18 protein-coding genes and 4 pseudogenes are annotated in these 25,160 nt (G+C 63.7%); 14 read left to right on the top strand and 8 right to left on the bottom strand.

Annotated features, from left to right (window positions below; all coding sequences use genetic code 11):
* Positions 1-28 precede the first annotated feature (28 nt).
* Positions 29-1,561, top strand: coding sequence for a hypothetical protein (locus DC31_RS09090; RefSeq protein ID WP_036279199.1), 1,533 nt, complete (start codon positions 29-31; stop codon positions 1,559-1,561).
* Here the strand turns inward: DC31_RS09090 and sucB are convergent.
* The 3 genes and pseudogenes from sucB to DC31_RS09105 all read right to left on the bottom strand — a co-directional run bounded on the left by sucB (position 1,457) and on the right by DC31_RS09105 (position 6,163).
* A complete protein-coding gene (gene sucB, locus DC31_RS09095) occupies positions 1,457-3,250 on the bottom strand; it encodes a 2-oxoglutarate dehydrogenase, E2 component, dihydrolipoamide succinyltransferase (RefSeq protein ID WP_036279202.1) in 1,794 nt (597 codons plus the stop codon). The two genes, DC31_RS09090 and sucB, sit on opposite strands and share 105 nt — an antisense overlap.
* Before the next feature lie 65 nt (positions 3,251-3,315).
* The gene (lpdA, locus tag DC31_RS09100; RefSeq protein ID WP_036279205.1) at positions 3,316-4,689 is read right to left on the bottom strand and encodes a dihydrolipoyl dehydrogenase; all 1,374 of its coding nucleotides are present in this window, start codon (positions 4,687-4,689) and stop codon (positions 3,316-3,318) included.
* A pseudogene (locus tag DC31_RS09105) lies at positions 4,689-6,163 on the bottom strand (leucyl aminopeptidase). The gene lpdA and the pseudogene DC31_RS09105 overlap by 1 nt, the downstream one beginning before the upstream one ends.
* A 102-nt stretch (positions 6,164-6,265) precedes the next feature.
* On the opposite strand from DC31_RS09105, the gene DC31_RS09110 reads away from it, so the two are divergent.
* The 4 genes from DC31_RS09110 (at position 6,266) to murJ (ending at position 11,044) form a co-directional block, all read left to right on the top strand.
* A complete protein-coding gene (locus DC31_RS09110) occupies positions 6,266-7,348 on the top strand; it encodes a proteasome assembly chaperone family protein (RefSeq protein WP_235201419.1) in 1,083 nt (360 codons plus the stop codon).
* A gap of 10 nt (positions 7,349-7,358) precedes the next feature.
* Positions 7,359-8,681, top strand: coding sequence for an RNA polymerase sigma factor (locus tag DC31_RS09115; protein WP_036279208.1), 1,323 nt, complete (start codon positions 7,359-7,361; stop codon positions 8,679-8,681).
* Complete coding sequence (locus DC31_RS09120) at positions 8,678-9,388, top strand: coenzyme F420-0:L-glutamate ligase (RefSeq protein ID WP_036279211.1); 711 nt, start codon at positions 8,678-8,680, stop codon at positions 9,386-9,388. Before DC31_RS09115 ends, DC31_RS09120 begins: the two co-directional genes overlap by 4 nt.
* 63 nt (positions 9,389-9,451) lie before the next feature.
* The gene (gene murJ, locus DC31_RS09125) at positions 9,452-11,044 is read left to right on the top strand and encodes a murein biosynthesis integral membrane protein MurJ (protein ID WP_036279214.1); all 1,593 of its coding nucleotides are present in this window, start codon (positions 9,452-9,454) and stop codon (positions 11,042-11,044) included.
* Positions 11,045-11,047: 3 nt separating this feature from the next.
* On the opposite strand, the gene DC31_RS09130 is transcribed toward murJ, so the two are convergent.
* Positions 11,048-12,007 (bottom strand): sugar-transfer associated ATP-grasp domain-containing protein, encoded by a 960-nt coding sequence (locus DC31_RS09130; RefSeq protein WP_235201420.1) that lies wholly within the window; start codon positions 12,005-12,007, stop codon positions 11,048-11,050.
* Positions 12,008-12,176: 169 nt separating this feature from the next.
* Between DC31_RS09130 and DC31_RS09135 the strand changes: the two genes are divergently transcribed.
* The 3 genes from DC31_RS09135 (at position 12,177) to DC31_RS09145 (ending at position 14,969) form a co-directional block, all read left to right on the top strand.
* Entirely contained in the window at positions 12,177-13,208 is a 1,032-nt protein-coding gene (locus DC31_RS09135; RefSeq protein WP_036279219.1) for a sugar-transfer associated ATP-grasp domain-containing protein, read from the top strand.
* 67 nt (positions 13,209-13,275) lie between these two features.
* The gene (locus DC31_RS09140; protein ID WP_036279222.1) at positions 13,276-13,929 is read left to right on the top strand and encodes an alanine racemase C-terminal domain-containing protein; all 654 of its coding nucleotides are present in this window, start codon (positions 13,276-13,278) and stop codon (positions 13,927-13,929) included.
* Complete coding sequence (locus tag DC31_RS09145) at positions 13,917-14,969, top strand: alanine racemase (protein ID WP_235201421.1); 1,053 nt, start codon at positions 13,917-13,919, stop codon at positions 14,967-14,969. Before DC31_RS09140 ends, DC31_RS09145 begins: the two co-directional genes overlap by 13 nt.
* 19 nt (positions 14,970-14,988) lie before the next feature.
* Here DC31_RS09145 and DC31_RS09150 read toward each other — a convergent pair whose 3' ends face one another.
* The gene (locus tag DC31_RS09150) at positions 14,989-15,207 is read right to left on the bottom strand and encodes a DUF7455 domain-containing protein (RefSeq protein WP_036279227.1); all 219 of its coding nucleotides are present in this window, start codon (positions 15,205-15,207) and stop codon (positions 14,989-14,991) included.
* 181 nt (positions 15,208-15,388) lie between these two features.
* On the opposite strand from DC31_RS09150, the gene DC31_RS09155 reads away from it, so the two are divergent.
* Positions 15,389-17,467, top strand: a complete 2,079-nt coding sequence (locus DC31_RS09155) for a DNA gyrase/topoisomerase IV subunit B (protein WP_036279230.1) — start codon at positions 15,389-15,391, stop codon at positions 17,465-17,467.
* Positions 17,468-17,492: 25 nt separating this feature from the next.
* Here the strand turns inward: DC31_RS09155 and DC31_RS09160 are convergent.
* A pseudogene (locus DC31_RS09160) lies at positions 17,493-19,936 on the bottom strand (DNA gyrase/topoisomerase IV subunit A).
* Positions 19,937-19,978: 42 nt separating this feature from the next.
* Between DC31_RS09160 and DC31_RS09165 the strand changes: the two are divergent.
* Positions 19,979-21,106 carry an alkaline phosphatase family protein gene (locus tag DC31_RS09165; protein WP_036279232.1) on the top strand — a complete coding sequence of 376 codons (1,128 nt, stop codon included), beginning with the start codon at positions 19,979-19,981 and terminating at the stop codon, positions 21,104-21,106.
* 24 nt (positions 21,107-21,130) lie between these two features.
* Here the strand turns inward: DC31_RS09165 and sepH are convergent, their stop codons facing one another.
* Positions 21,131-22,213: a septation protein SepH gene (gene sepH, locus DC31_RS09170; protein ID WP_235201422.1), complete on the bottom strand. Its 1,083-nt coding sequence runs from the start codon at positions 22,211-22,213 to the stop codon at positions 21,131-21,133.
* A gap of 167 nt (positions 22,214-22,380) precedes the next feature.
* Between sepH and DC31_RS09175 the strand changes: the two are divergent.
* A pseudogene (locus tag DC31_RS09175) lies at positions 22,381-22,673 on the top strand (DUF4193 domain-containing protein).
* A 102-nt stretch (positions 22,674-22,775) separates the two neighbouring features.
* On the opposite strand, the gene DC31_RS09180 reads toward DC31_RS09175, so the two are convergent.
* A complete protein-coding gene (locus tag DC31_RS09180; protein ID WP_036279235.1) occupies positions 22,776-23,258 on the bottom strand; it encodes a DUF3093 domain-containing protein in 483 nt (160 codons plus the stop codon).
* A gap of 12 nt (positions 23,259-23,270) precedes the next feature.
* Between DC31_RS09180 and dut the strand changes: the two genes are divergently transcribed.
* The 3 genes and pseudogenes from dut to DC31_RS09195 all read left to right on the top strand — a co-directional run bounded on the left by dut (position 23,271) and on the right by DC31_RS09195 (position 25,067).
* Entirely contained in the window at positions 23,271-23,744 is a 474-nt protein-coding gene (dut, locus tag DC31_RS09185) for a dUTP diphosphatase (RefSeq protein ID WP_036279237.1), read from the top strand.
* 31 nt (positions 23,745-23,775) lie between these two features.
* Positions 23,776-24,330 (top strand): annotated as a pseudogene (locus DC31_RS09190) (DUF3710 domain-containing protein); the annotation flags it as partial.
* Positions 24,327-25,067, top strand: coding sequence for a DUF3159 domain-containing protein (locus tag DC31_RS09195; protein WP_036279240.1), 741 nt, complete (start codon positions 24,327-24,329; stop codon positions 25,065-25,067). The pseudogene DC31_RS09190 and the gene DC31_RS09195, both read left to right, overlap by 4 nt.
* The last annotated feature ends 93 nt before the right edge of the window (positions 25,068-25,160 follow it).

Here is a 25,160-nt window from a genome sequence, read left to right on the forward strand (position 1 = left end):
CGCTGGGTCAGCAGGCTGGGATGGGGTGATGACCGAGACGGATGCCGCAACTGATCGTTCTTCGCTCGTGCCTGGCGCCCATCGCCTGATTCGGGCGATCGACGGAAAGGAAGGTCCGTTCTCGGGGACGCTGATCACCTATGGCGATGGCGTCGCGGTGTGCGTGGATGCTGCGCAGCTGAGCGAATGGCCGGGATGGGCGTATTCCGATGCTGAACACGTGTGCGGCGTCCTAGACATCCGGCGACGTGCTGATGGGCATGATGCTCTGCTGCCCTGGTGCACACAGACTGTGGAGGTATTTCTCGGTCAACGATTGAGTGCTGATGTGCCGCTCGTCCCCGGCGAACTGGGCACGCTGATCGCAAGTCTGTTGCGGGGCATCCGTGAACTGGGCGATGAGGCCGTGAATGCGGCCGGAGACTGGTGGTTGACCGGTGATGGTCGCCCAGTATTCGTGCACGGCGGCGGTGGCGCGGCGCGAGCGCGCGCCGCTGGTCTTGTCGGACGCGCTGTGCAGCACACTGCTGATCGCGCCACGATTCGGATTCTTGAGAGTGTCGCCACCGCCTTAAAGGAGTCTCGTCACCACATGGACGATGACCGAAAATGGGAGAGACAGCTTTTCGCGATCGCCGCACCACGCGCATTGCGGCTCGACGTTTTTGCTCCTGAGCGGGCGAGCGACCTCGGATCACGTCGGGCATACCGGGGATTGCCCGCCGGGGAAGTCGTGGACGTGCGCGAGATCGCGGCGGGCGGCAAACGGGTGGTTGCTAGGGCGGATGTGCGCACGCGCAAGCCTCGCCGCCGCATTGATGTCATCGGTGGGCTGAGTGGGGCGCGGGAATTGCTCTTCGCGGTTCGAGAGCGAGCTGACGCAGTTCGCGCACGTGGCGAACAAGCTCCGAAGGAATCAAGTGAGCGTTCTCCGAGGCGTTCTCACGGACGGTCCTTGGCATTGGCGGGAGCACTCGGGGTGGTGGTGCTCGTGGTCGGGCTGATGTGGCCGAGCGGGGGAGCAGAGGACAACGCCGAGGCCGCGTCGCGAACGGCGGCAGATCCTGTTGAGCCGATCGAACCATCTCCCCTGGGCACTGAGGAATCGGTCGTGCCGATCGATGAGCCGGTGGATGCCGATGACGATATCGGCGCCCTCGCAGCTGTGCCAAAGCTGCTGGACAGCATCCAGAAGTGCGTTGACGCGGACGCCGAGACATGTGCTGACGCGATCAGGGAGGGTGCGCGCATACCTACCGAAGGACTCGTGAGCCAAGGAGCGGACGCGAGCTCGGCGGTTTTGGTAGATGACTACGGCGATGTGGCAGTCATGAGGCTTACGCCCCTCGACGTTGGTGGTGTCGAGCAGATGTTGGTGTTGGAGCGGCGAAACGAACTCTGGCTGTTGCGCGACGTGTATGCGTCGCGCAACAGCCAGAGTAGGTGTGGGTGCTACCTATGCGCCGAGGTTACCGGCGAAGTTTGCCGCTTCCAGACGAGCCTTGACCGCTCCGAGGAAGCGAGCAGCGTCTGCACCGTCGACGATGCGGTGGTCGTATGACAGCGCCAGGTAGACGTACGAGCGCACGGCGATCGCGTCGACGCCATCGACCTTGACAAGACCAGGGCGCTTGACAACGATGCCGGTACCGAGGATCGCGGACTGCGGCAGGAAGACGACCGGAGTGTCGAACAGCGCGCCACGCGAACCAGTGTTGGTCAGCGTGAACGTGCCGCCACCGAGCTCGTCGGGCTTCAGCTTGTTGTCACGCGTACGCGCAGCAAGATCGGCGATCTCGTGAGCAATCTCGGCGATGCTCTTCGATGCGGCATCACGCAGGACCGGTGTCAACAGGCCACGCTCAGTGTCAACCGCGATCGAGAGGTTCTCTGTCGCCGGGTAGACGATGTTCTCGCCGTCGACTGTCGAGTTGACGATGGGGTACGCCTGCAGCGCTTCGGCGGCAGCGAGTGCGAAGAACGGTAGGAAGGAGAGCTTGTCGCCCGTCTTCTGCTGGAACTCCACCTTGGTGCGGTCGCGATAGTCGGCGAGCTTGGTGACATCGACCTCAACTACGGTCGTGAGCTGCGCGGTCTGCTGCATCGACTCGACGGCGCGCTTTGCGAGCACCTTGCGCAGGCGCGACATCGGCTGGGTGGTGCCGCGCAGCGGCGAGACCTCGAGCGGAGCGGGAGCAGCAACAGCAGCTTCGGCTGCGGGAGCAGCACTCTTCGACTCGGCAGCCTTGAGGACGTCTTCCTTGCGGATGCGTCCACCGACACCAGAGCCGGTGACAGATGCGAGATCGACACCCTGCTGAGATGCCAAGCGGCGCACGAGCGGGGTGACGTAGAGGCTGTCGCTCTCGGTCGCAGCAGGAGCTGCGGGTGCCGGAGCTGCCTGGGCCGGTGCGGCGGCGGGAGCGGGTGCTGCGGGTGCAGGGGCAGCCGGAGCGGGTGCAGCCGCGGCAGGTGCAGCCGCGGCAGGTGCAGCCGCGGCAGGTGCAGCCGCCGGAGCGGGGGCAGCCTCGGCGGCGGGAGCAGCCTCTGCCGGAGCAGGCGCAGGGGCGGCTTCAGCCGCTGCCGGTGCACCGGAGCCGACACGAGCGAGGACGCTGCCGACTGCGACCGTTTCGTCTTCGGCAGCGAGGATCTCCTGCAATACGCCGGCGACCGGCGAAGGGATCTCGGTGTCGACCTTGTCGGTCGAGATCTCGAGCAGCGGCTCATCGACGGCGACGTCATCGCCGATCTGCTTCAGCCAGCGTGTGACTGTGCCCTCAGTGACGCTCTCGCCGAGTTCGGGAAGCACAACGTCTTTCGCGTCGCCAGCGGGCGGCGTGGCAGCCTCAGCGGCTGGGGCTGGTTCGGCTGCCGGAGCAGCTTCTGCAGGCGCAGCCTCTGCGGGCGCAGCCTCCTCTGCCTCTACAGGCGCTGCCGCTGCTGCTGCCGGTGCAGCCTCAGCTGCGGGTTCCTCAGCTGCAGGAGCGTCATCGGCGGGAGCCGCCGCGCTACCATCGCCGATTCGGGCCAGAAGCGCGCCGACCTCGACGGTTTCGTCTTCGGCGACCAGAATTTCTTCGATGACACCGGCGACTGGGGACGGGATCTCGGTGTCGACCTTGTCGGTCGAGATCTCGAGCAGGCCTTCGTCAGCCTCAACGGTGTCTCCCACCTGCTTCAGCCAGCGGGTGACCGTACCCTCTGTGACGCTCTCACCGAGAGCGGGGAGGACCACGGATGTGCTCATGACGGAGTCTCCTTCAAGAATGTTTGTGACACGTTCAGCTTAGTGACCCTGAGACCGGTTGGTGCTCAGAGGGCGTGCAGTGGTTTTCCGGCGAGCGCGAGGAATGCTTCTCCCAGCGCTTCGCTCTGCGTTGGATGCGCGTGGATCAGCGGCGCGATGTCTTCGGGGTGGGCCTCCCATGCGACGGCAAGCTGCCCTTCGGTGATGAGCTCTCCGACTCGGTCACCGAGAAGGTGTACGCCGATGACGGGTCCGTCCTTCAACCGGACGACCTTGACGAGTCCGCTCGTACCGATGATTTCGCTCTTGCCGTTGCCCGCAAGGTTGTACTCGTAGGAGCTGACGGCGTCGGCGCCGTGTTCGGCGACCGCAGCCTCCTCAGACAGCCCAACCGATGCGACCTCGGGGTTGCAGTAGGTGATCTTCGGGATCTGCGACTCCGGAATCGGCGCGGGGGAGAGACCCGCAATGCGCTCTGCGACGGCGATTCCCTGCAGAAAACCGCGATGCGCGAGCTGCAGTCCTGGAACGATGTCGCCCACCGCCCACAGACCTGGCACACCGGTTCGCAGCTGTTCGTCGACAGTCACGAAGCCACGATCGAGTGTGACGCCAGCATCCTCAAATCCGAGATCAGCAGTCACGGGACCGCGTCCGACAGCCACGAGCAGGTAGTCGCCGGTGAATGTCTTTCCGTCTTCGAGCGTCACGGTGACTCTCGAGTCATCCTGGCTTGCGGTCTGGAAGCGCGTGCCGAGCGAATATTGGATGCCGCGGCGGCGGAACGCGCGCTCGAGGCCCTTGCTGAGGGCGATGTCTTCGTTGGGTACCAGGTGCGGCAACGCCTCAATGATCGTGACCTCTGCGCCGAAGGACCGCCACACGCTGGCGAACTCGACGCCGATCACTCCACCACCCAGCACGAGAACGCGCTCGGGGATGACGTCGAGCGCGAGCGCCTGTTCGCTGGTCAGAACGCGGCCAGTGATCTCCAAACCAGGAAGCGAGCGGCTAAACGACCCGGTAGCGAGCACGACATCGGTACCGACGTAAACATCGTCGCCGACGCTCACGCTGCGGTCGGCGTTCAGACGGCCGGTACCTGTGACTGTCGTGATTCCACGCGCCTTGATCAGACCCTCGAGACCCTTGAACTTCTTGGCGACGATGTTCTCGCGGTACGCGCGCACCCCCGCGGCGTCAACGCCCTCGAACGATGCCGTCACGCCGACGGATGCCGCGCCGCGCACATGCTCTGCGACCTCTGCCGCATGCAACAGCGCCTTCGTCGGGATGCAGCCGCGGTGCAGGCACGTGCCGCCGACCTTGTCCTTCTCTACCAGCGCCACCGTTTTGCCGAGTTCGGCAGCACGCAGCGCCGCGGCATATCCACCGCTGCCGCCACCGAGTACGACGATATCGAAGGTGTGAGTTGTCATCATGCCTCCTTGGCGCTCGCCTCGGCGAACGCGATGAGTGAGCGGACCGTAGCGGCTGTCGCGCCCTTGTCAGTGAAGCCGTACGGGGCGCTCGCGTGTTCACCGGAGCCAGCGATGTCGAGATGCACCCAGGGAATCCGAGGGGCATCCTCTTCTTCACTGGTACGCCCGACGAAGCGCTGCAGGAAGAGCCCGGCGAACATCGAGCCCCCTGCACGGTCGCTCATGTTCGCGTTGATCATGTCGGCGATGGGGGAGTCGAGAGAGTCCTGCATGTACTCCGGCAGCGGGAGAGGCCAGGCCAGCTCGCCGGTCTTCTCGGATGCCGTCAAGTACTCGGCAACGGCCTGGTCATCGCCCATGACTCCGGTGTGGCGGTGTCCGAGCGCAACCAGGATGGCGCCCGTGAGGGTCGCGACGTCGAAGATCACATCGGGCTTCTCGCGGCTGGCCGCAACGAGTCCATCTGCGAGGACCAGTCGTCCCTCGGCATCCGTGTTCAGCACCTCGACGGTGCTGCCATCCAGCATCCGCAACACATCGCCCGGACGTGTCGCACGGCCGGACGGCATATTGTCCGCGATGCACATCCACGCCGTCACCCGCACCGGGAGCTTCAGACTCGCAATCGCCCGAAGGGCTGCGAGGACCGTGGCCGACCCCGCCATGTCGAACTTCATCCCGACCATGCTCGCCGCGGGCTTCAATGAAAGGCCGCCAGTGTCGAATGTGATGCCCTTGCCAACGAGTGCGATGTGGCGCACGCATCCGCCGGGGTGTAATCGAGTCGCACGAGGCGAGGTGGGCGATCAGAGCCTCGACCGACTCCGAGAATTCCGCCGTATCCCTGTTCTTCGAGCGCGGTCTCGTCAAGTACCTCGACGGAGATATCAAGGTCTGTCACGGCGTCAACGGCGCTCTGTGCCAGGTCTCGGGGACTCTGCCATTCGGCGGGGACCGACACGAGGTCCTTGACCAGAGCAAGCGCGTCGCCGACGATGCGCGCATGGGCGATATCTTCGTCTGTGACCCGCGAGCTGTGCAACGTGACCGAGGAAGCGCGTGCCTTACCCGGCTTTGCTCGATACCCCTCGAAGCGGTACCCGCCGAAGACGGCGCCTTCTGCGGCGGCCGCAGCGAATTCATGCAGTGAGGCGGCCAGTCCGATGGCGACGCTCTCGAAACCGGTCAGAGTGCGCAGGGCAACGCCAGCGGCGTCGCGCACTGCTGCGTCACTCGGGGTTGCCCCAATCCCGACGACAGCGAGTGGCAATTCCGTCAGCGCCGGAAAGTGAATGCGAGCGAAAGCGCCTGCGGAACCGGTGAACCCGATCCCGGCGAGGATGTCGGCGAGGCCAGGATAGGCATCGAGCGCATCGGGGAACGCGGTGGTATCGGGAACGAGCAGCACTGCGGCGTCAGCAGCGCTCCCCGGAAATGGATCATTGGTGTGCGAAAGCGCAGGAAGCGACATGCATCCATCCTATCCGTGGAGCGGTACGGGCATCCCAGGTGTGTTCGCTGTGAGCATGACGTACTAGACCCCTGAGGCGGTGCTGGCTCGTAGCATTGACCTATGCCCGTCTCCGGAGAGCTTTACGAACGAGTTGCTAACGCCCCTGTCGTCCCCCAGGGGCTTCCGCTAGTGATCCTGCTCACCGGCTTTACCGATGCTGGCAACGCCGTATCAGGGCTGATTGACCACCTGCGTGATGTCGCTGATCCGCAGCCCGTGATCATCTTCGACAATGATGTGCTCTTGGACTATCGCGCCCGCCGCCCGATCATCGTGTTCGAGCAGGACCATCTCAGCGAATTCCGCCCTGCACGGCTTGAGCTTTCGCTTGCTCACGACACCCTGGGCCAGCAGTTTTTGCTGCTCGCAGGCTTCGAGCCAGATTTCGCGTGGAACGCATTCACCCAGACCGTGCTGGAGTTCGCAACCGAATTTGGTGTCTCGGGCGTCAGCTGGGTGCACTCGATCGCCATGCCTGTTCCGCACACCCGTCCGGTTAGTACGACGGTCAGCGGTAATCGCAAAGAGATCACGGCAAGCCTGTCGGTATGGCGACCGCGCACGCAGGTGCCAGCAACCGCGGGGCATCTTCTCGAGTACCGCTTCGCAGAACGAGGCGACCGTGTCGTCGGCTTCGTGTTGCTTGTGCCGCACTACCTCGCCGAGACGGAGAATCCGTTGGCAGTGATGGCCGCGGCCGACCGAGTGATGGTTGCGACCGGACTCGTGCTCGCGCTGGACGATCTGCGGGAAAGTCGAGACGAGTACCTCGCCAAGATCAATGAGCAGGTCAGCAACAATGACGAGCTCGCCCAGATGGTGCGCACGCTTGAGCACCGGTATGACGGGTACATGGCCGGCCGGAGCCCCGATGACCTCGACGCTATGACGAGGGCGGCTTCGATGAGCGTGACCTGCCCAGTGCCGATGAGCTTGCGGCAGAGCTGGAACGCTATCTGGCCACGCGTCCGCCGGGGGATGACGACAAGCGTCCTCGTTCTTGAGTCGGAGTGCGTCGGCATTCTCATTCATGTGAGATACTGGTTATCCGACCCGTTGTCAACCATCGGCCGCAAGGCTGAAGACTTGACAAGGGTCTTACTAGTGTCCGAAATGTCCCGGGGCCGACGTGCTGCCCCGTGAAAGGCGAAACGTGACTCCTGCCGCGACCAAGAACTCCCGGACGACCAAGACCACAACTGCAGCGGCTGACGCTGACGTCGTCGAAACCGAAACACCCGTAGCCGCGAAGAAGCCGGCCGCGAAGAAGGCTCCTGTCAAGAAGGCTCCTGCTGCAGCGACGAAGACGGCTGCCGCGAAGACTGCTGCGGCAAAGCCAGCGGCGGCCGCGAAGGCTCCTGTCGCGAAGAAGGCGCCTGTGCGGCGCAAGAAAGCCTCGGACGACGATGCGCCCTCCGAGGCAGTGCCTGACGGCGTCGTCGAAGACAACGATGACGACGACAAGAAGCCTGCGTTCACCGAACCGCTTCCTACGGGCGCGATCGTTCTGAGTTCGAAGGATGAGGACGATGTCCCCGTCTACTCGACTCAGATCACCGGCGCGACTGCCGACCCCGTCAAGGACTACCTGAAGCAGATCGGAAAGGTCGCTCTTCTGAACGCGGCCGAAGAGGTCGAGCTTGCGATGCGTATCGAAGCTGGCCTGTTCGCCGAAGAGAAGCTGTCGGCGATGACTGCGTCCGAGAAGACCGATCAGCTCGGGTTGGACCTGCAGTGGGTCGCCCGTGACGGTCAGCGCGCGAAGAGCCACCTGCTGGGTGCGAACCTTCGCCTCGTCGTGTCGCTCGCAAAGCGTTACACCGGTCGTGGAATGCAGTTCCTTGACCTCATCCAGGAAGGAAACCTGGGCCTCATCCGTGCGGTTGAGAAGTTCGACTACACCAAGGGCTTCAAGTTCTCGACCTACGCCACCTGGTGGATCCGTCAGGCGATCACTCGTGCCATGGCCGATCAGGCACGCACGATCCGTATTCCGGTGCACATGGTCGAGGTCATCAACAAGCTCGCCCGAGTGCAGCGCCAGATGCTGCAGGACCTTGGTCGCGAACCTACCCCGGAAGAGCTCAGCCGCGAGCTGGACATGACGCCGGAAAAGGTCGTCGAAGTCCAGAAGTACGGTCGCGAACCCATCTCGTTGCACACGCCTCTTGGTGAAGACGGCGATAGCGAATTCGGTGACCTCATCGAGGACACCGAGGCTGTCGTCCCCGCTGACGCCGTTGGCTTCACGATGCTGCAGCGTCAGCTTGAGCAGCTGCTCGACTCGCTCTCCGAGCGCGAAGCCGGTGTGATTCGCATGCGCTTTGGCCTCGGCGATGGCCAGCCGAAGACTCTCGACCAGATCGGTGACACGTTCGGCGTTACACGCGAGCGCATCCGTCAGATCGAGTCGAAGACGATGGCCAAGCTGCGTCACCCGAGCCGCTCGCAGTCCCTGCGGGACTACCTCGAATGAGCCAGGAGAACCCGGGCAAGGCGAACGACGGCAAGGCGCTGGAAACGAGCGTCGACGGCAAAAAGTACGCCCGCATCCCGTTGCGCACGCGCGTCGTGATGCCCGAGGACGACATCGACCAGATCGTCACCGAGTATGCAACGGATGCAGTGCAGCCGGGTGATCTGCTGTTCGTGACGGAGAAAATCGTCGCGATCACGCAGGGTCGTTCGTACCGCCTCGACGCGATCACCCCGCGCAAGCTCGCGCTGTTCCTGTCGAAGTACGTCACCCGCACGCCCTACGGCATCGGCCTGGGCATGCCCGAGACGATGGAGATGGCGCTGCGGGAGTGCGGCACGCCGCGCATCCTGCTCGCGGCCGCTGTGGCGGCGGTAACCAAGGCGTTCGGACGCAAGGGCGATTTCTACCGCATTGCCGGCGACAAAGCACGCGCGATCGACGGCCCGACGAAGCACACCATCCCGCCGTACAACGAGGCGGTCGTGCTCGGACCGAAGAACCCGCGCCAGGTTGCAACGCATCTCAAAGCACTCATCGGTGGCAAGGCTGACGTCGCAGTGGTCGACATCAACGACCTCGGTGGGAACATCCTGGGTTCTACGCTCGACAAAGCTGGCGAACAGCGTCTGGTGCGTATCCTGAAGGACAACCCGCTCGGGCAGGGACGCGAGTCCACCCCGATGGGCATCATCCGCACCGTCTGAGATCGCACCGTCTGACGCCGTGATGTGATCACTGACGACGGGCGCTGAGGGGAATCACAACGCATGGGACTCGGTCGCGCCAGCGCCATGATTGCGGCGGGTACGCTGACGTCGCGAATCACCGGGCTGCTGCGCACGGTTGTGCTCATCACCGCTGTCGGCGCCATCGGCCAGGCCGGTGACGCCTTCGCGACGGCCAATATGCTGCCAAACAGCATTTACCAGGTGATCTCCGCAGGAGTACTGACCGGCGTGATCGTGCCTCAGGTGGTGCGGGCCACTGCGCAGAAGGACAGCGGACACGCATTCCTGGCGAAACTCCTCACACTCGGATTCGTGCTCGTCGGGGGCGTCACCGTCGTCGCATTCTTCTGCGCGCCGCTGCTGGTGAGCCTGTTCGCCTCAGCAGGCTATTCGCCGCAGCAGCTGGCACTGGCGACACAGTTCGCCTATTGGTGCATTCCGCAGCTGTTCTTCTACGGAATGTTCGCGCTGTTGGGCGAGATACTCAACGCCAGACGGATCTTCGCTCCGTATGCCTGGGCGCCGATCGTGAACAATGTCGTCTCGATCATCGGCTTCCTCGTCTTCATGATGCTGTTCGGTTCGAACCTCACCGACGTCTCGGAGTGGGATCCGATGATGGTCATGGTGCTCGCCGGCACCGCGACGCTCGGGATCGTCGGGCAGACCGTTGTGCTGGTGTTCTTCTGGCGCAGGGCAGGCATACCGCTTCGATTCGATTTCCGCTGGAGAGGCATGGGTCTCGGACACATGCGCACACTGGCGACCTGGACGCTGCTGACCACCCTCATCGGACAGCTCGTCGGCATCGTGCAGACCCAGACGCTTTCAGTGGCCTCCGGAGATCATCCCTCCGTGTTCGCGTCTCAGAACGCCTGGCTCGTCTACATGGTTCCCTACTCGATGATCATCCTCGCGATCGGAACCCCGTACTTCACCCGCATCAGTGAGCACGCCGCAGCCAAGCGCGATGTCGAGCTCCGCAGCGACGTCGCGCAGTCGATTCGCATCCTCGGACTCTTCATCGTCGTCGCGACTGCCGCGGTCGCGGCGGCGGCGGTCCCCGCATCACGTGTCTTCAGCAACGGTGCTGAAGAAGCCGTGTTGATCGCTCCGGTACTGCTCGCGTTCCTGGTGAGTCTGCTGCCCATGGCCGTGCTGTTCATCGTGCAGCGCACGTTTTACGCGTATGGCGACGCGCGCACGCCGTTCATGTTCACTCTCGTGCAGGCGTCGCTGGTGCTCGTGTTCACAATCGTGGTGGCCTTCACCGTCCCCGTCGAATGGCGTGCCGCTGCGGTCGCATTGGTCCAGGCGTGTGCAGGAATCGTGCAGACCGTGCTGGCCACGATTCTGCTGCGTCGCAAGATCGGTCCGCTCGGGCTCGGCAGTACCTGGTCGGCGCTTGTCCGCTTCGTGCTCATGGCGATCCCTGCGGGCGCTGCAGGCTACGGACTTTACCTGCTGAGCGGGGGAGCGGACGGCTGGATGCTCCAGGACAAGATCTGGGGCGCGCTCGGTGCTGTTCTGATCGCCGCCGTGTGCGGAATCGTCTACCTCGCGCTGCTCGCGCTGTCCCGTGCGCCGGAGCTCAAGATCGCCATCGACACCGTCAGGAGTCGCCGCGGCTAATAGTCAGCGGCGGTTGTCGACGACCTCTGCGCCGATCGCATCGCGATAGCGGTAGAGAAGCCCGGTGCGGATGCCGGATGCCGACGGCTTCATCTGGAACACACTGGAGTTGTGGTTAGCCTCGATCAGCGCGGGGCCCTCTGGCGTGACCGCGATGTCCCAACCGACGTATGGAACCGTGGGTAGACGCGTCGTGGCCTCGGCGATCATCGCGACGATCTCTGGGTAGTACGGCACCTGGAAACCCTGAATAGTGGTGCCGGTGACGGGATGCGTGAGATAGATATTGGACTGCTTATCCACGCCAGGATAGAGCGCGACGCCGTCGTCATCGAGCATGGTGAACACGCCACCACTCGCGAAGTTGTCAATCACAGAACCGTTGCCGATGCGCAGCACGGAGGCGATGACGTGCAGCTGCCCCTTCGGATCACGGTAGGTGATCATGCGCACGGTATTGACGCTGTCGGGATAGATCGACGATAGGGCTTCGTGCTGCGTCAGCACCTCTTCGAGAAGTGTCTGGTCCTTTGCGATGAGCTCCGCACGCCACGTCGCAACGTCTTCAACGTGTGCGGCTTCGTAGATCGCGATGCCCGCACCGCCCTCGCCGCGTTCCGGCTTTGCGATGACCCGAGGATGGCGCTCGAGGAATGCGCGCAGCTCATCGACAGAAGAATCGGCGGCATCGATCCACTCTCGACGAGTGAGATCGGCGAAGTCGGCGAGGAAGCGCTTTTTGTCTCCGACGATGGCGCCGGAGTCTGCACCGTTGAGTGAGCTGTTCAGACGGAACGCCTTGGGATGCGTCATCCAGGTCGCGCGCTCGCGGGCGTTGAGGATGCGGATATCCCAGACGACATAGTCGCGGAAACCCATCTCGTAGCGCACAGAACACCACAGCATGTCGGCAACGATGACCAGTAGCGGAGCCTTCGAGACGCGCTTGACCTGGTGCGCCAATTCGAACAGCTGAGAGGGATTCAGCCGCCGGGCCCGATCGAACAATACCGAACACGCAACCGCTTCTGATCCACTCGACCAGCCTACACCGCGCGCTCTGCCAGTCCCTGTTGGGCGGAGCGACTAACATTGGACGTTCTGGCATCACCGTGTCGAAAGGTTTTCACTCTTGTCCCGAGACGTCGCACTTAAGGCGCGCGTGAAGTACCTCTTCAAGCGACTCACCGCATTCAACCCGGGTCGCGTCTGGTCGTTCGCGACGCAGATTGCCGAGGAGCAGGGCAAGTGGGCGCCAAAGATCTTCGTCGACATGCTCATCTGGGCGGCCTTCCACGACACGGCCTACATCGACTATTACGAGGCCGACTTCGCCCTGTTGACACGTCGTGAGCGCAAGACCTTCATGACCTCGTTGATCCAGCATCATCTAGCCAACGCGCTCAACAACCGCACCGACGTGCTGCAGTTCGAAAACAAGTTGACGTTCAACCGACGGTTCGGCGAGTACCTTGGCCGCGAATGGATGGATCTCGAAGACACTGATGCCGAGCATTTCCGCGCATTTGCGAAGCGCCATCCGGTCATCATCGCGAAAATGCCGGTCGGACGCGAAGGCAAAGGCGTCTTCCGTTATGACACCGCTGAGATCTCCGATTGGGCTACCTTCCGCGCCGAGCTAATCGGCAAGGGGCAGAACCTGATCGAACAGCCGATCGTCCAGCATCCCTACCTCGCTGGGTATTGTGCGGGCACCGTCAATACGACGCGAGTGGCGACGTTCTTCGACGGCACGACGGTGCACGTGCTGATGGCCGCTCAGAAGTTCGGTCGCGGCGCTGTGAGCGACCAGTTCACATGGGGTGGTTTCTTCACGATGCTCGATGAGAATGGTCACTCGGTCGGACCAGGCCACACCGGTAAGCACAAGAGCCGTTACGAGACACACCCTGACTCTGGGGCTTCGATCACAGAGTTCCAGGTGCCGATGTGGGATCAGGTGATGGCGATCGTCGATCGCGCGGCGCGTGAGGTGGCCACTGTTCCCTACATTGGGTGGGATGTCGTAGTGGGCCCTGATGCTCCGCTACTCATCGAGGGCAACTGGACGCCGGGACTCTATGAGACGCGCGTGAGCGCCACCGGCATCCGCACCGGAAGCCGGGCACGCCACCAGCCGGTGATCGAGGCCAGCCGACGATGATTGCTGCGGACGCACGGCGGTGAGGGATTCTCGCAGCCTGCCACGCGCAGTCGTTTCAGAAGCGGCGATGCGCGCGTCCGTCGCGGCCGCGGTCGCGGACGGGGGCAGAGTCGCTGACCTTCGGGGAGATGCCTTCGGGCACGGAGCGATCCAGACCGCCCGCATTCTGGCTGAAGCCGGCGTCGCGGCTGTCGTCGTTGACGACCACGATGTTGCGCGGCGGCTGACAGACATCGATATCGTGACGGTTCTCGACGAAGCCCCCGATATCGACAGCGAGCTGCTTTACGGACTGCCTCCCGCGAGTGCCGTTTCGCCGATGCGCCTGATGGGCCGTGTGCTGTCCACCAAGCCGGTGAGAGCGGGCGAGGCCGTGTCGTACGGGCACACACATCGCTTTGACGCGCCAACCACTGTTGCGCTGGTCACAGGCGGCTATGCCCAGGGCATCGTGCGTGCGCTCGGTAATCATGCACACGTCGAGCTCGGGGGAGCACTGCACCCGATCGTCGGTCGCGTTGCAATGGACGTGTGCGTTGTCGACCTGCAGACCACGGATGCCGAGACCACAGCGCGACTCGAGGGCGCTGACGTGGTGTACTTCGGCGGTAGCGGTGCCATTGGCACCTCCCTGGCACAGTGGGCCGCAGTGACTGGCATGAGTGCGGCTGAACTCATCACGGTCGCCGGAGCGAAGGCGGTGCGGGAATGGACGAAATGAATCAGCCGGTGCTGCGCATCTCTCGGACACAGCTCATCAAGAACATCACCGCGGTGCAAAACAGGCTCGCGCCTTCAACCTTGATGCTCATCATGAAAGACGACGCGTACGGTCATGGCATCGATATGGTCGCCGATGTCGCGCAGCGACAGGCCGGGGTCTCTCTTTTCGGTGGCTACGACATTGCGACCTCGCTGCAGATTCGGTCCCGCGTCGAACCGAGTTCACGGGTTTTCGCCTGGGCAACGTCCGACAGTGATGAGGTTGAGCAGGCATTGCGTGCCGGTGTCGATCTCGGCGTCGGCACACTCCCGTACCTGCACAGAGTTATAGCCGCAGCCAGCATCACCGGGGTGACAGCGAAGGTGCATCTCAAGATCGATACGGGCCTGCGTCGCAACGGCGTCCGTTCCGAAGACTGGCCAGAATTCGTCGCGCAGGCTATCGCGGCGCAGCACGCGGGTTCGATTGAAATCGCCGGCGTGTGGAGCCACCTTGCTGAGGCGAGCGACGCCGATGACGATTTAGCTGCTGAAGAGTTCCGCGCTGCTGTCGAGATGCTTCGCCGGGCTGGCGCGCACCCCACTGACCTGCATCTGACCGCCTCTGCCGCGTCATGGTGGCGACCAGAGTTGCGCGGATCAGTGTCGCGCGTGGGGGCATTCTGCTACGGCATCCGCTCTGCTGACGGACCCGAACTCGAGGGAATACGCCCGATCGCGGCGCTGACCGCGCCGGTCATCGGCGTAGACGGCGACCGCGCCGTAATCGGCATCGGCGCTTTCGACGGACTTCCGTCCACGCTCAGCGGAATTGAGATCGGCACCACTGCGGGCAATCGACAGCTGCAACGAATCGGAGTGACTACGTCGGAGCTCGCAGCGTGGCCGGGTGCGACCGTCGGTGACGATGTCTGGATCTTCGGCCCGGGCCATCATGGCGAGCATTCAGCCACGACGCTCGCAGAGAGCATCGACACGGTGGGGGAAGAAATAATCACCCGCCTCACCTCAAGGGTGCGACGGGTGATTGGAGACTGAAGCGTTGCTGTCGAGCGATTCAGACTGCGTCGACGAGGCGGGCGGTCTCGTCGTGCCATGACGTCGCGATGCTACGAAGCTTCTCTTCGTACTTGCGGCCATGGTGGGCGCAGAAGAGCAGTTCAGAGCCGTTGACCTCAGCGGCAATGTACGCCTGTGCGCCACAGGAATCACAGCGGTCCATCGCGCTCAGACGGAACTCGACAGTGGAGGTCTCACGTTCGGTTGTAGCGTTCATCTCGGTGCCTCCTCGGGTATCGGCTTCCGTTCGGAATGTTCCCAATACAACCACGCCTGGCTGTATGTCATGCCCGTAAGAGGGCGTGTTTCGCTCACCGCGTACGTGCGAGACGCTGGCATACCCGTGTTGGGGAGTGTCTGCGCCACCACAGAGACTGCCCAGAATAGAATTGATCCTTGTGACCGCTGAGTATTCCGCCCATCATCTTCAGGTTCTTGAAGGCCTCGAAGCGGTTCGCAAGCGCCCGGGAATGTACATCGGCTCGAACGGTTCTCCCGGCCTTATGCACTGCGTCTGGGAGATCATCGACAACGCCGTGGACGAGGCGGTCGGCGGTAGCGGCAATCGCATCGAGATCATCCTGCACGCCGACGGCAGCGTCGAGGTGCACGATAAGGGCCGTGGTATTCCGGTCGATATTGAGCCGCGCACCGGCCTGACCGGCGTCGAGGTCGTGTTCACGAAGCTTCACGCCGGTGGAAAGTTCGGCGGCGGTTCGTACGCAGCATCCGGTGGTCTGCACGGTGTGGGCGCATCAGTCGTGAACGCGCTGTCTGAGCGCCTCGACGTTGAGGTGGATCGCGGTGGCAAGACTTACGCGATGTCGTTCCACCGCGGAGAGCCTGGCATGTTCAAGGACGACGGGGAAAAGCGCCCCGACGCACCGTTCTCGCCTTTTGAGAAGAGCAGCGAACTGCAGATCATCGGCAAGGCGCCTCGCGGCGTCACGGGTACCCGCGTGCGCTACTGGGCTGATCGTCAGATTTTCACGAAGGACGCCGAGTTCCAGCTTGGTGAGCTTGAGACGCGCGCACGCCAGACCGCGTTCCTGGTTCCTGGCCTCGAACTCGTCATCCGTGACCACCGCGGCGAAGAGAAGATCGAGACCTCGTACCACTACGAGGGCGGCATCTCTGAGTTCGTCGACTATCTGGCAACGGATGCCCCGATCACCGACACCTGGCGCATTCAAGGCACCGGTACGTTCAAAGAGACCGTCCCCGTGCTGCAGGCCAATGGACACATGGCCTCGACCGAGGTCGAGCGTGAATGCCAGGTCGACATCGCGATGCGCTGGGGCACGGGCTATGACACGACCACACGCTCGTTCGTGAACATCATCTCGACGCCGAAGGGCGGCACCCATCTGCAGGGTTTCGAGCAGGAACTGCTCAAAGTGCTGCGTTCGCAGGTCGAGCAGAACGCGCGTCGGCTGAAGGTCGGCAACGACAAAGTCGAAAAGGATGACGTGCTCGCGGGTCTCACCGCGGTGCTGACCGTCGAAGTACCTGAGCCGCAGTTCGAGGGTCAGACCAAGGAAATTCTCGGCACCCCAGCTGTGCGCCAGATTGTCGCCCAGGTCGTCCGCAAGGAACTCGGCGCACGGTTCACCTCGACCAAGCGCGACGACAAGAACCAGGCGAGCCAGCTACTCGACAAGGTCGTTGCGGAGATGAAGGCACGCGTGTCTGCGCGTGCGCACAAAGAGACTCAGCGCCGCAAGAACGCGCTCGAATCGTCCTCGCTGCCAGCGAAGCTAGTCGACTGCCGCTCAAGCGATGTCGCGCGCAGCGAGCTGTTCATCGTTGAGGGCGACTCCGCTCTGGGCACCGCTCGACGTGCCAGAGACAGTGAAGTGCAGGCGTTACTGCCGATTCGAGGCAAGATCCTCAATGTGCAGCGCGCCTCGATCGGCGACATGCTCTCCAACACCGAGTGCGCGTCGATCATCCAGGTGATCGGTGCCGGATCTGGTCGCAGTTTCGACATTGACGCTGCTCGTTACGGCAAGGTCATTTTGATGAGTGACGCCGACGTCGATGGCGCGCACATCCGTACGCTGTTGCTCACGCTGTTCTTCCGTTACATGCGTCCGCTGATCGAAGCGGGTCGCGTGTACTCCGCGGTGCCGCCGCTGCACCGCGTGATCGTAATGAATCCCGGTTCCAAGCCGAACGAGACGATCTACACCTACAGCGAGCAGGAGTTGCACGCGCTGCTCGCCAAGTTGCGCAAGGCGAACAAGCGTTGGAGCGAGCCGATCCAGCGATACAAGGGTCTCGGCGAGATGGATGCCGATCAGCTGGCCAACACCACGATGGACAGGGCAGGTCGCCTGCTGCGCCGGGTTCGTATGGAGGATGCCGAGGCCGCTGGCCGGGTATTCGAACTGCTGATGGGCAACGAGGTCGCCCCTCGTCGCGAATTCATCATCGATTCATCGGATCAGCTTTCGCGCGAGGCAATCGACGCCTGAGAGCCGGGCTTAGCGCACTCGCGGGTTAGATGACCGGGCGGCCGATCGAACCGATCACGCCGTCGATGAACTGACCAGATGCATCGCGCTTCACCGGCGCCTCTGGAAGCTTGCGCACCGCACCATCAGCACCGACGGCATATGCCGGCTGAGCGCCGACCCACGCGATCGTGAGCCGATCCTCGCCCTTCAAGAACGAGTGCGCGCGCACTCCACTAGTGGCGCGCCCCTTGGCGGGGAACTCCGAGAAGAGCGAGACCTTGGCGCGGCCCGCATCCGTGCCGGGAAGCACGCCATCGCGCCCGAAATCGTCGCGACCGTGATGTCGTCCGTTGGTGCCACGACACCGAAGAACAGCACCGTCGAACCGGAAGCGAGCTTGATCCCTGCCATACCGCCTGCTGCGGCGCCCTGCGGGCGGACAGCCGAAGCGGGGAAGTGCAGCAACTGGGCATCGGTCGTCACGAACACCAGATCGGTATCGTCTGGTGCAGAAGCCGCGCCCACGAGTACATCGCCGGCCCTGAGACCAATGACCTCGACCTCGGGACGCACGGGGAGTGCGGAAGGCACGATCCGCTTCACGGTGCCCTCAGCCGTGCCCAGAGCGATCGGCGTCTCAGATGCGAGATCCACAACCGCGAGCACCTTCTCAGAGCGAGAGGTGATGCCGAGGTAGTCGCGCAGCGGTGTGCCAGCAGCGAGCTGCACGGACGTCCCCGGTACGGACGGGAGATCGACGGGGGAGAAGCGCAGCAGTCGCCCGGTGCTGGTGATGGCGCCAACTTCGCCGCGCACCGTCGTCGAGACCGTCGAGAGGATGGCGTCGTGTTTGCTGCGACGAGCAGGACGACTCAGCTCCTGTCCCTCGGCCACATCCACCCGCACCGCTCGTCCCGTCGTTGACAGCGCGAGCAACGTCGGTGCGTCTGCGATCTGCAGATCAGCCTCGCCGGGTTTGACACGGCGGGGAGCTGCGGGCTTAGCGTTCATCAGCAGGGTGCGTCGCGGGGTGCCGTAGGCCTCTGCCGCGGCATCCAGTTCCTTCTCGACCTGCGCGCGCAACAGCGCTTGACTGCCGAGCAGCTCACGCAACTGGTCGATTTCGGTCTGCAGCGCGTCGCGCTCTGTTTCGAGCTCGACCCGGGAGAACTTCGTCAGGCGTCGCAGACGCAACTCGAGGATGTACTCAGCCTGCGCCTCGGAAAGATCGAACACGGTGCGTAGCCGCGAACGAGCCTCTTCCGAATCATCCGATGACCGAATCACCTGGATGACTTCGTCGATGTCGAGGATCGCAATAAGCAGCCCCTCAACCAGATGCAGGCGATCTTCCCGACGCGCCAACCGGTACCGGCTGCGCCGAGTGATGACCTCAAGGCGGTGCCCGACGTAGACGCTGAGCATCTCTTTCAGCCCGAGCGTGCGCGGCTGGCCCTCGACGAGGGCGACGTTGTTGATGCTGAAGGAGTCCTCCAGCGGCGTCAAGCGGTAGAGCTGCTCGAGCACTGCGTTCGGATCGAAGCCGGTCTTGATGCCGATTGCGACGCGTAGCCCGTGTTCGCGATCGGTCAGGTCGTTGGCGTCGCTGATTCCCTGCAGCTTCTTGGCTTGTACGGCATCGCGGATTTTCTCGATGAGCCGTTCGGGTCCGACCATGTACGGAAGCTCAGACACGATGATGCCGGTACGGCGTGGACCGAAGGATTCAACCGAGACCTTGCCGCGCACCTTGAAGGCGCCGCGCCCATTTGTGTAGGCATCTTTGATGCCGTCCAGCCCCATGATGATGCCGCCTGAAGGGAAGTCAGGACCCGGAACGAAGTCCATCAAATCTTCGAGCGTGGCATCCGGGTTGTGCAGCAGGTGAATTGCAGCGGCGACGACCTCGATGAGGTTGTGCGGCGCCATGTTCGTCGCCATGCCGACGGCAATACCGCTGGCACCGTTGACAAGCAGGTTTGGGAAGGCCGCGGGCAGCACAGCGGGCTGCTGGAACTGCCCGTCGTAGTTCGGGATGAAGTCGACAACGTCTTCGTCGAGGTTCTCGGTAAGTGCGAGCGAGGCGGGGGCGAGACGGGCCTCGGTGTATCGCGACGCGGCGGGGCCGTCATCGAGCGATCCGAAGTTTCCGTGACCATCGACCAGCGGCACACGCAGGGCAAAGTCCTGCGACAGGCGCACGAGCGCGTCGTAGATGGCGGAGTCCCCGTGCGGGTGTAGCTTTCCCATCACCTCGCCGACGACGCGGGCGCTCTTCACATGGCCGCGATCGGGGCGAAGTCCCATTTCGGCCATCTGGTACAGGATGCGACGCTGCACGGGCTTGAGCCCGTCGCGGGCATCCGGAAGTGCACGGGAGTAGATCACCGAGTAGGCATACTCGAGGAACGATCCCTGCATCTCTGCGGACAGATCGATGTCCTGGATGCGCTCCTCTACGGGCTCGACTGATTCGCTGCGGGGCATGAACTTCCTGGGATGTGCGGGGCCTGTGAAAGACTTATCGGGATGCCTCTCATGCTACCGTCCACACCCGAGTCAGCCCGGAGCCTGACCGGGGTGGCGGGCGACCTGTTGACGTCGCTCGCAGGGGACCAGGGGGCGCTGAAGCCTGCTCGCTCCGTCGTGCTCGTCGTCGTCGACGGTCTCGGGTCGATCCAACTGCGCGCCCACGCGGGGCACGCTCGACATCTCACCGCAGGGCTCGGAAAGAAGGACGTCGCCTACTCGGTGTTTCCTACGACCACTGCGGCAGCGCTGACCAGCATCCTCACCGGGCAGGCTCCGGGCGGGCACGGACTGGTCGGATACAGCGTGCTTGACCGCGCGCGCGATGTGCTCGTGAATCAGCTCTCCGGGTGGGAAAACGACGGCATCGACCCCCTCATCTGGCAACCAGAGCCCACCGTATTCGAGCGTGCTCGTGAGTCCGGGCACGCGAGCTACGCCGTCGGTATTGCGGCCTATGCGAACAGCGGCTTCACCCGCGCGACACTTCGAGGAGCGCAATTCGTGGCGGCGAAGACGCCGGCCGAGCGCGTGGCGGCGGCATACCGCCTCGCCGAAGACGAACCCGGCGCTCTGGTGTACTGCTACCTGCCTGAGATCGACAAGGCTGGTCACAAACACGGCGTCGACTCCGCGGAGTGGATCGAAGCACTGGAAGACATCGATTCCGCGCTCTCCCTCGCACCGCCTCGCCAGGTCGGGGTGCTCATCACCGCCGACCACGGCATGATCGACGTCCCCACGCATCGCCACGTCGTGCTCGAAGCAGGCGACTCACGATTTGACGGAGTTCGGCAGATCGGGGGAGAGCCCCGCATGCTCCACGTCTATCTCGATGACACCGCTGACCCGGTATCCGTGCTCGACACCTGGCGCCGCGAGAGCGAAGGGGATGCCGATGTCCTCAGTCGCGCCGAGGCCGAGGCTTCGGGACTCTTTGGCCCATTTGTCTCGCATGATGCTTCTTCGCGCATCGGAGAAATTCTTGTGATCGCTCGAGGCAATAGGGCTTTCTATGACGGAACGGCATCTGATCAGAGGGCGCGCGACATGGTTGGTCAGCATGGCGCGCTCACGCCGGAAGAGCGTCAGGTGCCCTACATCAGACGCGGCGCTTTCGCCGTCTGAGCGACCGTCGATCCTGGTAGAGCGTCAGTCGTCGCTGCGGGCCCCGAACACAATCTCGTCCCAGGATGGCATGGCGTTTCTACGCCGACGACGTCCAGCGGAATCAGCGTTCGGTTCGTCTCTGGCAGGTGCCGGTGCAGGCTTGGACTCGGCAGTGTGATCGTCATCGAAGGCGTCGAACAGCGCGATCGGGCTGTCTGCTTCCGGTCGCTGCGAGACAGAACCATCATCATCCAGCAGTGGCGCGCTTTCGCGCTGGCCACGGCGGCGCCGCAGCGCCTCCAGCAGATCAGCGGTTTCTGCGCTTGTCACCGACGAATCTGGGGCGCGTTTGATCGCGGCGTCCTGAACTGCAGCTGTGGCGCGCTCTGGAACCTGCGGGTCATCGACGTCAGCATCCGGCGTCGGTAACAGTCGAGGGCCGAATGCGCCGGAGTCAAATCGGCTGTCGTCCTTGTAGGGCGATTCGACACGATCGCTGTCGACGGCGCGAAGTCGGGGAATCAGCCCGTCAGGAAGCGAACCCTGGCGTGACAACTGGGTGGCGTCCGAGTTCAACGGCGCGAGTGCGCTGTGACGAGCGTCGAAGCTCCAGCGGGCGTCGTGCGAGACCTCGTTGGCGCTGAACTCGAGTTTGACGATCCAACCGGTCTCGTCTTTCCAGCTTGCCCAGCGCTCTTCGGTGGCCTGCACTTCGGTGAGCTTCGCACGAATCGCCGCACCGAACGTGGGCTGGGCGTCTGGCTCGACTTCGCTGCCGATGAGCACCGGCACTGCGAGAGCTTGACTGATGATGTGCTCGCGCTCAGCGAGGACCGGGCCTTCGAAGCGCGCCACGTCCTCGACGCTGATGCCGAGCAACTCCGCCACCTCGGCGGCGGTGAGCCCGGAGCGGATATGGGTCTGAATTTCCCGCGGTTGGCGGTCGAGCGCGGAGGCTCGTTCACGTCTCGACGGCGGGCGCGGCGGATCTCCCGCTGCAGCACGTCGTCGATAGCGAGCGCGAATCGCTCGCCCGAGCCGGTGGCGAGGATCAGCAGATCGTCTTCCGTGCCGACGATAGTGACGTTTTCCATGCGAATGCCCCTCTGATGGGTGTCCAATCATGGTGTCACGGACGTGGCCAGAGAGCCGGGAATACCCTGGGCGTGCCGTGAGTTTGATATGGCGCGCATGACGGCATTTGCTAAAAGCCGTCGCGTCGTGCAAACTATGCCCGCCGCGTACCCGACGGCGCACCGCCCACTAGCACCATGAAAGTGGAGATCTACCGCATGGCAACCGACTACGACGCCCCCCGAAAGAGCGAAGACGACTCCGAGTCGATCGAAGCCTTGAAGGAGCGTGTGCCGGACAAACTCTCCGGCACGACCGGCGACGAGGACTCCGATAACCCTCCGGGTTTGAGCTTCCTGGTGCCGACCTCTCAGACCTTGACCTCGACGTCGTTGTTCTTCCTGCCCAGGAAGACGAATTCACCTGCATGAACTGTTTCCTTGTGAAGCACCGCTCGCAGTTGGACCACGACGGCGCGGATGGTCCCATCTGCAAGGAGTGCGCTGCCTGATCGCAGACGCACCGCGTTCACGCGCCCCCGGCCAGTCGGCTCGGGGCGCGTTGTCGTCGACACCGGAGGTTGGTTCTTGGCCCGGCTTACGCTGAGGGCTGCTTACGACGACGCGGATGCTGCGAGCTGAGCATCCCGGATCGCCGCCGCAAGACGGTCGGGAGTGCGCGTCGAGATCGTCCAGCTCGGTGCCGGGTCAGCAGGGTCGATGTTCTGCACGATGACAACACCGTCGATTCCGCCGCGGATCAGATGCCAGCCGCGGGCGGGCAGTGCAGGACCTCGTGCCTCGCGAGCCGCGTCGCCCGTCAGCACGACGATGTCACCGAGCCATTGCGCGTCGATGTGAGCGCGGCCAGCGCGCAGCACGGTTCTCTCGACGCGGATCGCGGGCGACGCCACGATGAGCGTGGCGATCAACGCCGCTGCAGCGGCCACGCCGATGAGCAGCGCGAGCAACGAGCCCAGCGGAGTGAACGCCAAAGCAGCCATCGGAGCGACGACGGCTGCGGTGACGATGAGCCACAGGCTCGGCGACAGACGCTCGCGGTAGCGAACGCGCGTGTCTGGAACGATGTTCTGCATTAGCCTCTTGGGGTGAGTGAATCTGTCGATCTCCCCATTATCGCGTCTGTGCTGCCCCACTACGCGCACCCCGGGGATGCCGGTGCCGACCTGGTGTCAGCGCAAGCTGTGCGCCTGGAGCCGGGGCAGCGTACCTTAGTGCCCACCGGCGTGAGTATCGCGCTGCCGGATGGTTACGCGGCATTCGTTGTTCCGCGCAGTGGCTTAGCGGCCAAGCATGGCATCACGATCGTGAACTCTCCTGGCACGGTGGATGCGGGATACCGAGGCGAGATCAAGGTGAGTCTGCTCAACACCGACAGATCAAGCGCGTACGATGTGGCGGTCGGCGACAGAATCGCGCAGCTGATCATCATGCCGGTGACCCGGGCGAACTTCATCCCCGTCGACGAGCTTCCGGATAGCATCCGCGGCGCGGATGGATTCGGATCCACCGGGTATCAGGCGCCAACGCAAGGCTCCGAGCACGTAGGAGACACGAAATGACTGAAGAGATCACCCAGCCCACGTCCAAGTCGCGCCGGTAGACCGCGCCACTGAAGGCCCCTTCGACGAGACCGAGGCGAATCCTGTTCGCCCGTACATCGATCTCGGCGGCATCAAGATCCTCCCGCGTGAAGGGCTGAACCTGCGCCTCGAGGTCGAGGAGCAGACCAAGCGGATCGTCGCCGTCGGCCTCGACTACGCCGATTCGTCGCTCCAGGTACAGCCGTTCGCGGCCCCCCGCACGCTGGGGCTGTGGCACGAGACTCGCATGCAGCTTGTCGATCAGGTCCGCCAGCAGGGCGGACGCGTCGAAGAGCGTGAGGGACCGCTGGGCAAAGAGCTGTTGGCCGAGGTGCCAGCGCCCGCATCCGAAGGCTCTGAACTCAAGCTCGCGCGCTTCATCGGCGTCGACGGCCCCCGCTGGTTCCTGCGTGGCGTGATCGGCGGAGCCGCGGCATCCGACCCGGAAGCCGCCGCCCAGGTCGAAGACTTGTTCCGCTCAATCGTCGTGGTCCGTGGTGGCACACCGATGCCTCCGCGCGACCTCATCCCGCTGAAGATGCCGGCCACGCCGGGTTCGGCGTGAGCGAAGAGGCGCAGGGCGTCGAGCAGACGCCGGAGCCGAGTGCATCTGAACTCCTCGGCGCGGCGCTCGGCGGCGCGGCGCGCCGCGCTGGCATCGACCCGGCAGATGGTGCCAGCACGCAGACGGTCGTTTGGTCAGCGATGGGTGGTTGGCGCGGAATCCTCGAGTCGGTGCTGCCCAGCCTGGCCTTCGTCGTGTTGTTCACCTTCGCGCCGGAACCGCTGATCCTGCCGCTGGGCGTGTCGGTCGGCCTTGCCGCTGTTTTCACCATTGTTCGACTGGTGCAGAAGTCTCCACCGGCTGCTGCTCTCGGAGGGCTCATCGCTGCGTGCGCGGCAGCTGCGCTCGCGCTATTCACTGGGCGTGGCCAGGACAACTTCGTCCTGGGATTTTTTACGAACGCTGCTTACGGTTCTGCACTGCTGATCTCCGCGCTCGTTGGCTGGTCATTGATCGGTCTCGCTGCCGGATTTCTGATGGGTGAGGGAACTTCTTGGCGGCAGGATCGACGCAAGCGTCGGACATACTTTTGGCTCGCCATTGCCTGGGCCGCGCTGTTCGCGGCACGACTTGCCGTCCAGCTGCCGTTGTATTTTTCCGGAGACGTCACAGCACTCGGCATGTTGAAACTCGTGATGGGCCTGCCCCTTTTCGCGCCGATGATCGCTGTCACATGGTTGGTCGTTCGGGCACTGCATCCGCGCGAGTCGCAGGCGGACATAAATTCGCCAGCGTGATAGATTTATCTTGACGTCAAGATAAATCTCACACTTTCGCTGAGCGGCTGCACGGCGCACACTGTTAGGTGTGCCTTGCTAGCCGTCAGCGAC

Source organism: Microbacterium sp. CH12i (assembly GCF_000685355.1).
Classification (GTDB): domain Bacteria; phylum Actinomycetota; class Actinomycetes; order Actinomycetales; family Microbacteriaceae; genus Microbacterium.